Here is a 13,936-nt window from a genome sequence, read left to right as displayed (position 1 = left end):
TTATTCATAATGCAGCGCCTGGGTCGGACTGAGGCGCGCGGCGCGCCAGCCCGGATAGAGCGAACAGAGCAAGGATAGCAGATAGATCACACCGGCCGATAGCGCCGTGGCCGCCAAAAACACCGGCCAGTTCAGCGCGTCCTCGAACACGCCGGTCAGCGGCAGCTGCACCAGCAGCACCAGCGCGACCGCGATCGCGGCCGTGCTCAGCAGCATCTGCTCGGCGATGATCTGCCGGTAAATGTGGCCGGCGTCGGCGCCGAGCGCGCGCCGCAGGCCGATCTCGGGAATGCGCTGGGTGGTGTTTTGCCACAGCACGCCGAACAGGCCGAAGGCGACCATCACCAGCAGGAAGGCGGCGATCACCGACATGACCATCAGCGGTGCCGTTCGCAGTTGTAGCATCGACTTGCGCGCCTCGCTCAGCGGGCTGATGACGAAGGACCAGTCGCCGTGCTCGCGCTTGAGGCGTGCGCTGAGGCGCGCTTCGAACGCGCGTGGCGTACCCGGTTTGACCCGTAGCATGATGCTCATGGCCGGCTCCTTGCCGACGCCCGGGATGAAGCGCGGCAGCATGAAGTACACCGGGCCCATGTATTCGCCGTGCGAGCGGAACTGCTCGACGACGGCGCTGACGCGGTAGCGCCACGGCTTGTCCTTGCTCTCGGCGTCGATGAAGACCTGGCCGACGGCGTCGATGCCGGGGAACAGCTTGTCGGCCAGGCGGCGGTTGATCACGGTCGGCGCGGCGTCGGCGCCGTCGTCGGCGCTGGAGAACCAACGGCCGCGCACCGGCGTCATGCGCATGGCGTCGAAGAAGTCGTCGCTGACGCCCAGGCCGTCGACTTCGACGCGCCGGCTGCCGTCGGGCAGCGCATAGTGGTTGGTCCAGCGCGACATCTCGTACGGCGCGAACGAGGCGAAGGCGACCTTTTCCACCTCCGGCAGCTCGAGCAGGCTGCGTTTGAGCTGGTCGTACATGGTCGCCTCGTTGTCGACCGGCTTGGCGTTGCGGATGCTGACCGACCACTGGTCTTGCCAGTCGAAGCCGATGGGCATGCGGTACAACTCGTAGGAGCGCGCGGCGAACGCGGCGATGGCGAACACCACCATGAAGGCTAGCAGGATTTCCAGGCTCAGCATCATGTTGCGCGATTTGCGCTTCCAGATCAGTTTAAGGAGATGGTGTAGCATCAAGCGCTTCCTTTCAGCGCGCGGACCGGGTCCAGGCGCGACATTTTCCAGGCTGGGATGACGCCCGACAGCACGCCGAACACCAGGGTGAGCAGCAGGCCGTAGCCGAACACGGGCAGGTTGAGGCCGACGTGCAGCGCCGGCAGCGCCGCCCAGCCGTTGATCCACCACAAGATGGCGCACGCGCCCAGCAGGGCGATGGCGCCGCCGATCAACGTGAGCAGGACGTTTTCCAGCACCAACTGCGCGACCAGCTGGCCGCTGGTGGCGCCAAACGCCTTGCGCACGCCGATCTCGCTGCTGCGCTCCATGATGCGGCCGACGTTGAGGTTGATCAGGTTGAGCGCCGGCAGCGCCATGAACAGCAGCATGAGCACGGCGATGGCGGTCAGCAACCTGGGCACGCCGGCGTCCTCGTCGGTGTTGCTGGTCAGGGTGCGGGAGACCAGCTCAAGCTTGGAGTCGCCCCAGAACTGGGTTTTGTTGTAGCGGGTCGGGTCGTCATAGCGCACCGTTTTGGCGATGCGCAGGATCTCTTGCTTGATCGCCGGCAGGTCGGCCGCCGTGCGCGCCATGATCATGACGGTGAAGCCGCCGAACTGCTCGTTCTTGTAGTCGCCCGAGGCCAGGGTGGTGGTTGGCACCCAGACGTTGCCGCTGGCATTGATGTGCATGGCGTCCTCGACCACGCCGATGACGGTGAAGGTTTGGCCGTCCGCCAGAATCTTCTGGCCCAGGTAGGGTTGGCCAGGGAACAGACGCCGCGCGGTAGAGACAGCCAGCACGGCGACAAAGCGTCCCTGCGCGACGTCGTCGGCGCTGATCACCCTGCCGGAGACGAGTGTGAAGTCGAGGATGCGCCAGTACTCGGCGTCGGTGCGGCGCAGCAGCACGTCGCTGACCTTGTCGTCCTGGTAGACCGCCACCGATTGCGGGAACATCGTCGCCGAGACGGCCTCGACGCCTTTCATCGGTTTCAGGTATTGGTCGATGATCTTGTACCCGAAGGTCGCCGTGCGCATGCCGGGCTTGTCGGTATGGCTGGAACGGATCATGAGCATTTGCACGAAGCGGTCGCTCCGGCCTTCGACGCCGGTGGGGTAGAAGGTTTGCTGCAGCAGCGCGGTGACCACCATCAACACCACCAGGGTCAGCACGATGCACAGCAGGTTGATTGCCGTGAACAGCTTGCGGCGCATGAAGACCTTCCACGCCGTCAGCAGATAATTTCTGAACATGGGGACTCCTTACGCGACCAGCTGGCCGTCGAACACGCGCACGATGCGGCCGGCCATTTTCGCCTCCTGCTCGTTGTGGGTGACCATGATGACGGTGGTGCCCTCGCTGTGCAGCTGGAGCAGGATGTCCATCACCTCCTGGCCCATCTTGCTGTCGAGGTTGCCGGTTGGCTCGTCGGCCAGCAGCACCTGCGGCTGGCCGACGATGGCGCGGGCGATCGCCACGCGCTGCTGCTGGCCGCCCGACAGCTGGTTGGGGTAGTGGTCCATGCGGGCGCCCAGGCCGACTTTTTCCAGCGCCTCGCGCGCCAGCCGCTGGCGCTTCTTGGCCGAGATATTGCGATACAACAGCGGCAGCTCGACGTTGTCGATCACGCGCAAGTCGTTGATCAGGTGGAAGCTCTGGAAGATGAAGCCGAAGGTCTGGTTGCGCAGCTTGGCAACATATTTATCCTTGTACGAGGCCACCGGCGTGCCGGCCACGTGGATGGCGCCGCTGCCGGGATGATCCAACAGGCCGATGAGGTTGAGCAGGGTGCTCTTGCCGCAGCCACTGGGGCCCATGATGCAGACGAACTCCGCTTTCTCGACGTGCAGGTCGATGTCCTTCAGGGCCAGGGTTTCGACCTTGTCGGTCTGGTAGGTTTTGCTGACTTTTTGCAGACGTATCATGTGTGTTCTCTCCGTATGGGTTAATCGACGCGGATGCTGTCGCGGTCTTTATAGTTGCGGGTGTCTGAAATGATGAGGCGGTCGCCGGCGCGCACGCCGGCCCGGATCTCGACGTTCTTACCGTCGCTGGCGCCGATGTCGAGCGTGGTCTTGCGGGCCACGCCGTCGCGCACGACAAAGATGTCCTGCGGGCCGCGGCCGTTGAAGGCGGGGCCGCTGTCGGCCAGCAGGACGTTCTTTCTTTGCTCGGTGACGATGTTGACCTCGACGCGCAGCTTGTTGCGCAGCATCGAGTGGTGCGGGTCGGCCAAGGTGACCAGCAGCTTGACGGTGCCGTTCTGGATTTCCGGCAGGACGGTGTGGACTTCGCCCTTGAGCTTGACGTTGCCTTGTTCGACCAGCACCGGCTGGCCGGCGCTCAGTGCGCGGGCGTGGAAGTCGGACAGCGAGGCTTCGACCTTGTAGTTGTTCAGTTCGGACACCCTGGCCACCAGCTGCCCGTTGGCCAGGCTGGCGCCCTCGTCGGCCAGCAGGAAGGTCAGCATGCCGGCGAACGGTGCGCGCACCTGTGTTTGCGCCAGCAGTTGCTGTTGCTCTTGCAGTTGCTTTTGCAGGATGCTCTTTTGTAGCCGCGCGCCTTCGATGTTGCTGGAGGTGACGCGCTTGCTGTCCTCGATCTGTTCGCGCTTTTGCCGCAGCTGGATCTCGTTGCGCTGGACGTTGAGCTCGGCCGTGAGCAGATCCTCGGCCGAGACGCCGCCGGCCTTGCGCAGCGTTTGGTAGCGGCCCAGCCGCACGCGCGTCGCTTGCAGGTCGAGTTCCAGCAGCTCGATCGCGCTCAGCAGTTCCTTGCGCTTCTGCGCCAGCTCCAAGGTCAGCGCCAGGATGCGGTTCTCCTGTTGTGCCAGCTGTTCCTTGAGGCTGTCGATCGCCAGCAGCACGGTGCGGTTGTCGAGTTCCAGCAGCAGTTCGCCGGCCTGTACTTGCTGGCCGAGCTTGGCCTGGACCTTGGCGACGCGGCTCTGGATCGGGCTGGCGACCAGCGCTTCGTGAATCGGGATGACGATGCCGGAGGCGTTGATGGTGTTGGCGATATCGCCAACGCGCACTTCGGCGATGCTGACGCTGTTTGCCGCCACGCTGGGACTGACGGCGCGGTTGATGCCCCAGGCGCCGACGCACAGCGTCGCGAGCAGCGCGGCGATGGCGAGCGCGGTGTTGCGGCGGCTGTTGGCGATGATCTTGGGGCTGAGGGCCTGGTCCATAGTGATGCGTGACTGTGGGTTGTGTGCCCTCACTATTGCAATCGCCGTGCCACCGGGATGATCATTGATTAAATCATATAAATCAATGCGATAGCGACGCCTGCCGGGCTGCGGGCGCGGCGCCCCTTGCCCGGCTTCGCCCACCATCGTCCGGAAACGGACACCCTATTTCACGCAAGTGAGTTACGCGATTGAAGTGATGGCGTAAGTGTGTACGTGTGGAAATTTACCAACCGTTGATCTAAATCAATGTGTTACGGTTGTGCTCGGAGTTTCCTCGTTGGAGAGTCGTCATGACTATCAAAAAAATTGTTGTCGCCTTGCTTATGTTGCCTGCGTTCGCCATCGCGGCCGATGATGAGATCGCCACCGACCGGCCGGATTTCGTCGAGTCGAGCAACGTCGTCGGCAAGGGCCGCTTTCAGATCGAAACCAGCTTCGCCGCCGATCGCAACAAGGCCGACGGCGTCAAGGATAAAGCATACTCGACACCGACATTGCTGCGCTATGGCATCTCCGACGCGTGGGAAATCCGTTTGGAAACGGACGGGCGCATGCGCGCCACCACCACCGACCTCGCCAGTGGCGCGCGCTCGACCGACAGCGGTTATGGCGACGTCTCGCTCGGCGTTAAATGGCATATCGCCGACGAGAACGGCGCGTCGCCGTCGATGGGCGTGCTCGCCCACGTGGACCTCGATACCGGCTCGGCGCCGTTTCGCGCGCAAGGCAAGGGCGGTTCGCTACGGCTGGCCGCCGAGTGGGAATTCGCCGACGACTGGTCGCTCGGCGTCATGCCCGGCCTGGCCTGGCTGCCCAACGACAATGGCGACCGCCACACCACAGGCATTTTCGGCATCGTGTTGGGCAAGGGGTGGACCGATCAGCTGCGTACGTTTGTCGAGTACTCCGATGAAAAGATCGCCCGCGCGCGCGACGGCGGGACCATCAGCACGCTTGACGTCGGCGTGGCCTATCTGCTGACGAAGACTGTGCAAATCGATACGGCGTTGTCGCGCGGGCTCAACAGCCGAACGCCCGACTGGAGCTGGACCGTCGGCCTTTCCATGAAGTTCTAAGCAGGAGTTCCCATGCGGTTGACGATCAGGCAGCGCTTGCTGGTATCCAATGTGGTCACGCTGGCGTTTGTCAGCCTGGTTGGGGTGGTCGGTTACGTGGCGGTGCACGTGCTGGACGGGGCGATCAGTTCCATCAGCACCAACAGCGCGGCGATGAAAGATCAATTGCAGGCCGATATGATGCATGACGCGCTGCGCGCCGATGTGCTGGCCGCGCGTCTTGCCGCCGAGAAGAACGATCCGGCCGAGGTCAAGGGCGTGCGCGAAGACCTGGCCGAGCACATGGCCCTGTTCCGCAAGGGCATCAAGGATATGGAGGCGGCCGACATCGATGCCGAGGTCCGCGCCGCGATCGCGACGGTAAGGCCAGACGTCGAGCGTTACCTGAAGAACACCGAGGAAATGGTCGAGCTGTCGCTGACCAACAAGGATGCGGCGCAGGCCAAGTTCGGCGGCTTCATGGACAGCTTCCGCGTGCTGGAAAAAAGCATGTCGACGCTGAGCGACCTGATCGAGAAGAACTCGGAGGCGGCCAAAGAGGTCGGCGACAGCGCGGTGGCCAACTCGCGCTACCAGATCATCGGGTTTTCACTGCTGGCGGTGATCGTGGCGCTGGTGATCGGCCAACTGATTACCCGCTCGATCATGCAGCCCTTGAACGAGGCGGTCGGATTCGCCGAGCGCGTGTCGAGAGGGGATTTGTCCGGCAGCATGACGCTCGACGCGGCGGATATCTCTGAGACGGGCTTGCTCAAGCGCGCGCTGTCCAATATGAACGCGAGCCTGCACACCATCGTCAGCCAGGTGCGCAGCGGCACCGACGCCATCGCGCTGGCGTCGAGCGAAATCGCCACCGGCAATATGGACCTGTCGTCGCGCACCGAGTCGCAGGCCAGCTCGCTCGAGGAGACCGCATCGTCGATGGAGGAGTTGACGTCGGCGGTGAAGCAAAATTCCAGCAACGCGGGCCAGGCCAACGACCTGGCGTCGTCGGCGGCCAGCGTCGCCAGCAAGGGCGGGGCGGTGATGACCCAGGTGGTCGAGACGATGGGCGCCATCAACGCGTCGTCGCAGAAGATCGTCGACATCATCGGCGTGATCGAGGGTATCGCGTTCCAGACCAATATTCTGGCCTTGAACGCGGCCGTGGAAGCGGCGCGCGCGGGCGAGCAGGGCCGTGGCTTCGCGGTGGTCGCCTCCGAGGTGCGCAGCCTGGCGCACCGGTCCGATTCGGCCGCCAAGGAGATCAAGCAGTTGATCGACGCGTCGGTGGCGCAGGTGGGGGCGGGCAGCGTGCTGGTCGGCCAGGCCGGCGGCACGATGGACGAGATCGTCAACGGCATCGGCCGCGTCAGCACCATCGTCGGCGAGATCGCCACCGCCAGCCGCGAGCAGGAACTGGGGATCGAGCAGATCAATCAAGCCATCGGCAGCATCGACAGCACCACGCAGCAGAACGCCGCGCTGGTGGAACAGGCCGCGGCGGCGGCCGGCGCCCTGCAGGCGCAGGCCGACCAGCTGGCCGAAGCGGTGAAAGTCTTCCGGCTGTCGCGTTAGGACCGGCGCAGCCGCAGGGCGCCGATGAGTCCCATTCCGGCCAGCAGCAGCGTGAGCGGGCCAGGCTCGGGCACCGGCGACGCGCTCTGGAAGCTCAGATCGTCCATCACGTACGATCCTTGAAAGCCGCTCGAGACGACAACCGCGTCGATGGCGCCATTCCAGCCGGCGTCCAGGTAAGCCGGCACGTCCGACAGTTGCAGCAGCGCCGAGCTGGCGACCAGCTGGTTCCCCTTATATAAATCGAAGCGCACGCTGCTGTCGCCGAATCCCGAGAACCAGGCGCCGTTGAAGACGGTCGGCGCCAGGAAGCGGATGGTGCTGGCGACCGGCCCGCCGTCGATCCAGTCCGTCGTCACCCTGCCAGTGCCCGAATGCGGGGTGAACGGCGCCTGTTCGCCGGTGAACACCGACAGGCCGGATGCCGACCAGTCCAGTCCACCGTAGTTGTCGGGCACGTGGGCGTAGCCGTCGGGACCGACGATGTCGTCGAAGGTGAGCACACCGGCCGAGGCCAGGGATGTCGACAGCGCGATGACGGCGCTGAAGGCCAATTTGCGGATGATGGAATGCATGAATGTCCTGTTGAAGTAAGTTAGAAAACAGCGCGGCCGGCCGCGCCGACTGCTTAAGCCTGGCCCAGGGCCGGATCGCTGACCGTGTGCCGGCCGGTTTCGACGCGGCCGGCGAAGCGTCGCAGGTAGTCGGGCTGGCCCGACACCGTGGCGCTGAAGTCATACCAGCAGCCGTTGCCCGCCACCGGAATGCGCAGCACGAGTTCGCCGCGCGGCGCAACCGTGTGGAGCTGCCTCAGCGGCGCATAGACGTTCGCGTTCAGGTTGAACGTGCAGGCGGCGGCGCCCGCATTGACAAGGCGGACCAACAGCTCCGCCGTGGTGGCGTCGCAGCGCACCTGCACGTCCGGGCGCGGCTGGCCGGCCGCGACGGCGCGCAGCGCGCTGCCGGTGAAGTGGCGGTGGTAGCCGTTCGGCCCCAGCACCCACAGGTCATAGGCGCCGCCGACCGCCGGCGTCCAGGTATCGGACAGCGATTTGCCCGGTTCGACGGCGTAGCGGCGCGGCACGGCGGCCAGGTTCTTGCGGTCGTACACATGGAAAACCGCAGCCTGGCGGCCGGTATTGACGAAGCCCAGGGCGACCCGCACGGCGTTCATCGTGGCGCCGGGCTGCACCTCGCAGGTGGTGGCCAGCTCGTAGGGCAGCGCGCGCGACGGCCGGGTGCCGGCGGCCTGCGCCGGCATGCTCGGCGCGGCCGGGGGCCGGATCTGCGACAGCCGCTGTTGCGCGGCGCGCAGGGCGTCGGCCTGGCTTTTGTTCTTTTTACCCGACAGCTGCGGCAGCGCCTCGGAATTGGGCGTGGCAAAGTTGAAGGCACTCGTCAAATCGCCGCAGACGGCGCGGCGGTAGGCGCTGATGTTCGGCTCCTGCACGCCGAAACGCGCTTCCAGGAAACGCAGCACCGAGGTGTGGTCGAACACCTGGGAGTTGACCCAGCCGCCACGGCTCCACGGCGAAATCACGAACAGCGGCACCCTCGGACCGGGGCCGTAGACGCGGCCGTCCGGGGCGGGCTGGCCCGCGCTGCCGGCCGGTTTAGGATAGTTATGGTATTCGGGCGACAACTGCGCCTGGGGCAGCGTGGTTTTGCCGGCGTAGCCGCCCTGGCCGTCGGGCGACGGCGCGGACGGCGAGGGCGCATGGTCGAAATAGCCGTCGTTCTCGTCGTAGGTGACGATCAACACGGTCTTGCTCCAGACCTCGGGGTTGGCCGTCAGGGCGTCCAGCACCTCCTGGACGAACCACGCGCCTTGCACCGGGCTCGACGGGCCGGGATGCTCGCAGTAAATCGACGGCGCGTTGACCCACGATACCTGCGGCAGCTTGCCTTCGCGGATGTCGCGCTTGAACGCGTCCAGGTACTGCTCGGGCTGGGTGCCGGGCAGGGTGTTGGCGACGCCCTTGTACAGCGGGTTGCCGGCATTGTCGGTGGCGGCATCGTAGGCATGGTAGGGCAGTGCCTGGCCGGTGTCGGTGTAGGGGCGGCCGGGCGCGCCGCCGCTGGAGACGGGGTAGCCGGACGCGATGTTGGCGCGCCGGAATTGCCGGAACGCGCCCAGCATATTGTCGCCCCATTCGTCCGGCATGTTCTGGTAGCTCATCCAGCGCACGCCGGCGGTTTCGAGGCGCTCGGCGTAGGTGGTCCAGGTGTAGCCGGTGTTGACACCGCCAGGCAGGCCGTCGATGGCGTCCCATTCGTTGCTGACGAAGGAGGTGCCGGTGGGTACCGCGCCATTCGTGCCGGTCAGGAAGAACGAGCGGTTGGCATCTGTCCCCGTGTGCATCGCGCAGTGGTAGGCGTCGCACAAGGTGAACGCATTGGCCAGCGCGAACTGGAACGGAATCTCGGCTTCCTTGAAAAAGCCCATCGAAATCGGGTTTTTGTAGCGCGGCCACTGGTCCATGCGGCCGTGGTCCCACGCCAGCTGGCTGTCGAGCCAGTCGTGCGGCGTGCCGCTGGCGCGCTGCGCGTTGCCGGTGCTGCCGTCCAGATGGAAGGGCGACATGACGGTGCCGTTTGCCGCGCGCTGTTGCCAGACGTTGCGGCCCTCTGGCAAGGGGATGGGGAAACGGTCGCCGAAGCCGCGCACGCCGGCGAGCGTGCCGAAATAATGGTCGAACGCGCGGTTCTCCTGCATCAGGATCACCACATGCTCGACGTCCCGGATGGTGCCGGTCGCATTGTTGGCCGGGATGGCGAGCGCGCGCTGTATCGACGGCGGAAAGGCTGCGTAGGCGCCGGCAGCGATACCCGCGCGGGCGCTGTTGAGGAGGAAGCTGCGTCGTGAGGTCATAGGCTTGGTGTGCGGACGTTGGGGGACACGCGCCGGGGAGGCGCGTTGCTTTGTTGTCTTCGTGTTACCGTTTTGCTGTGCGGCCCCGCTACTTTAGGTCGCAACTGTTACGGCTCAATGACAGACGGCAAGGGGATCCCAGAATTCCAGACACAATCGCTGCGGCTTCACAGCAGTCCGGCGTGCAGGTGGGCACGCCGGGGCGGCGGCGCCGGGCGGCGCCGCCTGGTCGATCACGCCGCGCCGATCCGCGCGAGGTGCTCGTTGTTGTTACGCAGGCTTGGCGCTGCGTGACGGCGGGCAGGAACGTTGACGCGACCGGTGGTGGGCGCGGCCGGCTGTAATGGCGCCAGCTTGAAGACGCCCACCAGCTGCGAGAGCTGCTGCGCCTGGTCTTGCTGTGCTTCGGCGGCGGCCGCCGCTTCCTCGACCAGCGCGGCGTTTTGCTGCGTGACGGTGTCCATTTCGGCGATCGCGTGGTTGATTTGCGCGATGCCGGCTTCCTGCTCCTGGCTGGCCATGCTGATCTCGCCCATGATGTCGGTCACCGATTTGACGGCGCCGACAATGCGCTCCATCGTCGCGCCGGCCTGCCCGACCAGTTCCGTGCCGGCGTCGACCTTGGCGACCGAGTCGTCGATCAGCGTCTTGATTTCCTTGGCGGCCGCCGCCGAGCGCTGCGCCAGCGTGCGCACCTCGGAGGCGACCACGGCAAAGCCGCGCCCCTGTTCGCCGGCGCGCGCCGCCTCGACCGCCGCGTTCAAGGCCAGGATGTTGGTCTGGAAGGCGATGCCGTCGATGACGCTGATGATGTCGACGATTTTCCTGGCCGAGCCGTTGATCTCGGCCATGGTGCCGATCACGTTCGACACCACGGCGCCGCCCTCGACCGCGATGGCCGACGCCGAGCGCGCCATGGTGTTGGCCTGGCGGGCGTTTTCGGAATTTTGTTTGACGGTGGCGGTCAGTTCCTCCATCGACGAGGCGGTCTCTTCCAGCGAGCCGGCCTGCTGCTCGGTGCGCGACGACAGGTCCTGGTTGCCGCTGGCGATTTCGGTGGCCGCCGTGACGATGGACTCGGCGCCGCCGCGCACCTGGCGCACGATGCCGGACAAGCTGTCGCGCATCGACTGGATCGCGAACAGCAGGCTGTGCGCGTCGCCGCGCGGCAGCGCGATCGCCACCGCCAGGTCGCCGTCGGCGATGCTGGCGGCGATGCCGGCGACATAGGCCGGTTCGCCGCCGAGCTGGCTCAGCAGCTGGCGCGAGATGAGCCACGCGCCGCCCATGCCGAGCCCCATCGCCGCCAGACCCAACACCAGCATCATGTTGCGGGAATTTTGATAGGTTTCCTCGGCGTCGGCGCGGGCTTTTTCCAATGCATCGCTCTGGTGTGCGATCATCGCATCCAGGCGTTTCATGTAGGTCATCTGCAGTTCACGCGTGTTGGTCAGCATGAATTCGACGGCCTGGTCGATGCCGCCGTCGCGGCGCAAGCGCATCACTTCCCCGATTGAGGCGGCGTACGGCGGATAGGCGGCCTTCAGCGCGTCGAACAGGCCCTGGCCGGTGCCGGACTTGACCATGACGTCGAGTTTTTCGCTGGCGACAATCATTTCCTTGAGCTTGTCGGTGACGATCAGCAGTTCGGTCTCGGCCTTGGCGTCATCGCGGATCAGCAGGCCGTTGCGCAGCGAGCGGGCGATCTTGTTATTGATATTCATCAGGTTCTGGGCTGCCAGCACCTTCGGATAGTTTTCGGTGACGATGGCGTTGGTGCCGGCGTTGAGCGTGCCGAGGTGATGGATGCTCAGGCCGATCATGACGGCCAGCATTGCCAGGATCACACCGAAGCCGATGCGCAGCCGTGTGCTTACCTTGATGTTCGCGTTTTTCATTTCACTTGTCCAATGGTCGAGAGGTCGAACTCGCGCGCCGCACCGGAATGACAGGTGCGGAGACGGTGGCGGGAATGGGGCCGGAGAAAAAGGGGGAGATCGCGGGAGGGTTGGGCGATCGGTGCAGCGTGGGATGACCAGAAATATACGTGAGAATTTTCCACGTGGCAACTTGTTTCGCAATGTACTACTCATCGCTGATCAACCTGCCGGGCTGTGCGGTTGTAGGCGATGGGATCGTTTCCATATAAACTTTGCATTTTGCTCATTTTGCCAAGGTAAATGGAACCGATGAACACCACTTCTTCTCGTCTGGATGTGATCGATGCGTTGCGCGGCTTCGCCATCGTCTCGATCATGCTGCTCCACAATATCGAGCATTTCGACCTCTACTTCTCGCCGGCGGGCATACCCGATTGGCTGAAGCTGGTCGACAAAATGATCTGGGACAGCATGTTTTTCCTGTTCGGCGGCAAGTCCTACGCCATCTTCGCGCTGCTGTTCGGCATGACCTTTTACATCCAGTGGCATAGCCGCGAGCAGCGCGGCGAGGACTTCCGCCCCCGCTTCGCGTGGCGCCTGGCGTTGCTGCTGGCGTTCGGCCTGGTCAATTCAATGTTTTACCACGGCGATATTCTGAGCATTTATGCGGTGCTGGGTCTGGCGTTGATCCCCGTCGCGCGATTGCGGAGCGGCACGGTGCTGGCGATCGCCGTGCTATTGCTGCTGCAACCTTATGCATGGTTTGAGTTTTTCCAGGCATTACCAAATCCTGACGAGAAACTTGCCGACCCGGCGTCGTGGGCTTATTTTGGCCGGGCAAATGAATATATGGCGCATGGCTCGGCGGCGACGGTATGGTGGGAAAACCTGACTAACGGTAAAGTTGGGGTTATTCGCTGGAGTTGGGAAAACGGCCGCGTGTTCCAGATTCCCGCGTTGTTTATGCTGGGCATGCTCGCGGGCAGAAAAGGCGTATTTAAAAGCACCCGGGAAAACCAGCGGTTTTGGTCGCGGACGTTGTTCATCGCCGTGCTGGCGTTTATTCCATTCTATTTGCTGAAGTCTTATCCGGAATCGTGGAATGTCGGCCTGGCGGTTCAACGGCCGCTGCTGGTCATTGTGACGTCGTGGTCGAATCTCGCGTTTATGGTGGTGCTGGTATCCGCCTTTGCGCTGCTGTTTTATTTCTGGCGCTGGCTGGCATTTTTCTCGCCGTTGGGAAGAATGAGTTTGACCAGCTATGTCGTGCAATCGCTGGTCGGCACGTCGATTTATTATGGCTTCGGCTTGGGCATGTATCAACATACCGGCGCCAGTTATGCGCTGGCGATAGGGATCGTGCTGGCCCTGCTGCAGCGACAGTTCAGCGTGTGGTGGCTGAAGAGCCACAAGCAAGGGCCGCTTGAAACCCTGTGGCATCGCGGCACCTGGGTGGGTTCTCCCAGGTAGGACGTGCCAGTTATTGGCGCGAATAGACCAAAATCGAGCTTGCGGCGTGTGGCAGGAGGGTTTCCTTATTCTTCGGGCTACTCGTCGTCGGGATCGGTCCAGCGGATGCGTCCGTGACCCGCCTCATTAAGGCGGATGATAAACGGCACGGCGGCAATGTCCGCCAGGCTGAATTCGAACCGGACGTCGTCCGCGTGGAATACATTATCCAGGCTGGCGCCGGCCGTTTCGATTTCGCGCCGTATCATTCCTTCCATCGCGTACGGTACGGTGCAGATTAAATGGCGCAGCTTGATAATGGCGATTTTCTCGGCGCTTAATAAAGCCTGCGCTACGCTGTCGGTATAAGCCCGCACCAAACCGCCCGCACCCAATTTAATCCCGCCGAAATAACGCACGACAGTGGCCAATACGCCCTCCAGATCCTGATGCCTTAAAACATCCAGCATGGGCCGCCCGGCCGTTCCGCTGGGTTCGCCATCATCGACCGCCGCCGATTGTCCGCCCGCTAATAATGCCCAGCATACGTGGGCCGCTTGGGGATGTTGCGCCCATAATTCCGCCACCACTTTTTGCGCGGCCGCCCGGTCCGTCATTGGCTGCACGCAGGCAATAAAACGGCTCTTTTTAATCAGCAATTCATGCTGGACGGGGGCGATAATGGTTTGAGGCATTGCGGTGGTTTCAGGGCTGGCGGGGCGGTCGGAAC

Annotated in this window: 10 protein-coding genes and 2 pseudogenes; 4 read left to right on the top strand and 8 right to left on the bottom strand. The window is 64.0% G+C overall.

Annotated features, from left to right (window positions below):
• The 4 genes from NHH73_22835 to NHH73_22820 are packed head-to-tail and all read right to left on the bottom strand — an operon-like array spanning window position 1 to window position 4,369.
• Window positions 1-1,194, bottom strand: coding sequence for an ABC transporter permease (locus NHH73_22835; GenBank protein USX25401.1), 1,194 nt, complete (start codon window positions 1,192-1,194; stop codon window positions 1-3).
• Window positions 1,194-2,432: an ABC transporter permease gene (locus NHH73_22830; GenBank protein ID USX25400.1), complete on the bottom strand. Its 1,239-nt coding sequence runs from the start codon at window positions 2,430-2,432 to the stop codon at window positions 1,194-1,196. The genes NHH73_22835 and NHH73_22830 overlap by 1 nt, the downstream gene beginning before the upstream one ends.
• 9 nt (window positions 2,433-2,441) lie before the next feature.
• On the bottom strand, window positions 2,442-3,104 hold the full coding sequence (locus tag NHH73_22825; GenBank protein USX25399.1) for an ABC transporter ATP-binding protein: 663 nt from the start codon (window positions 3,102-3,104) through the stop codon (window positions 2,442-2,444).
• A 20-nt stretch (window positions 3,105-3,124) separates the two neighbouring features.
• A complete protein-coding gene (locus NHH73_22820; protein ID USX25398.1) occupies window positions 3,125-4,369 on the bottom strand; it encodes an HlyD family efflux transporter periplasmic adaptor subunit in 1,245 nt (414 codons plus the stop codon).
• A 293-nt stretch (window positions 4,370-4,662) separates the two neighbouring features.
• On the opposite strand from NHH73_22820, the gene NHH73_22815 reads away from it, so the two are divergent.
• From NHH73_22815 to NHH73_22805, 3 genes and pseudogenes are all read left to right on the top strand, one after another.
• On the top strand, window positions 4,663-5,448 hold the full coding sequence (locus NHH73_22815) for a transporter (GenBank protein ID USX25397.1): 786 nt from the start codon (window positions 4,663-4,665) through the stop codon (window positions 5,446-5,448).
• A gap of 12 nt (window positions 5,449-5,460) precedes the next feature.
• Window positions 5,461-5,946: pseudogene (locus NHH73_22810) on the top strand (MCP four helix bundle domain-containing protein).
• Window positions 5,947-6,228: 282 nt separating this feature from the next.
• Window positions 6,229-6,996 (top strand): annotated as a pseudogene (locus NHH73_22805) (methyl-accepting chemotaxis protein).
• Between the two features lie 5 nt (window positions 6,997-7,001).
• Here the strand turns inward: NHH73_22805 and NHH73_22800 are convergent.
• The 3 genes from NHH73_22800 to NHH73_22790 form a co-directional block, all read right to left on the bottom strand.
• Window positions 7,002-7,580 carry a PEP-CTERM sorting domain-containing protein gene (locus NHH73_22800; GenBank protein USX25396.1) on the bottom strand — a complete coding sequence of 193 codons (579 nt, stop codon included), beginning with the start codon at window positions 7,578-7,580 and terminating at the stop codon, window positions 7,002-7,004.
• Between the two features lie 53 nt (window positions 7,581-7,633).
• The gene (locus NHH73_22795; protein USX25395.1) at window positions 7,634-9,877 is read right to left on the bottom strand and encodes a phospholipase C, phosphocholine-specific; all 2,244 of its coding nucleotides are present in this window, start codon (window positions 9,875-9,877) and stop codon (window positions 7,634-7,636) included.
• A gap of 233 nt (window positions 9,878-10,110) precedes the next feature.
• A complete protein-coding gene (locus tag NHH73_22790; GenBank protein ID USX25394.1) occupies window positions 10,111-11,775 on the bottom strand; it encodes a methyl-accepting chemotaxis protein in 1,665 nt (554 codons plus the stop codon).
• 291 nt (window positions 11,776-12,066) lie between these two features.
• Between NHH73_22790 and NHH73_22785 the strand changes: the two genes are divergently transcribed.
• The gene (locus tag NHH73_22785; GenBank protein USX25393.1) at window positions 12,067-13,227 is read left to right on the top strand and encodes a DUF418 domain-containing protein; all 1,161 of its coding nucleotides are present in this window, start codon (window positions 12,067-12,069) and stop codon (window positions 13,225-13,227) included.
• 77 nt (window positions 13,228-13,304) lie between these two features.
• On the opposite strand, the gene NHH73_22780 is transcribed toward NHH73_22785, so the two are convergent.
• On the bottom strand, window positions 13,305-13,901 hold the full coding sequence (locus NHH73_22780; protein ID USX25392.1) for an IMPACT family protein: 597 nt from the start codon (window positions 13,899-13,901) through the stop codon (window positions 13,305-13,307).
• Window positions 13,902-13,936 lie beyond the last annotated feature (35 nt).

The organism is Oxalobacteraceae bacterium OTU3CINTB1 (assembly GCA_024123955.1).
In the GTDB taxonomy this organism is placed as follows: Bacteria; Pseudomonadota; Gammaproteobacteria; order Burkholderiales; family Burkholderiaceae_D; genus Rugamonas.
This window is presented reverse-complemented; position numbering and strand designations above follow the sequence as displayed.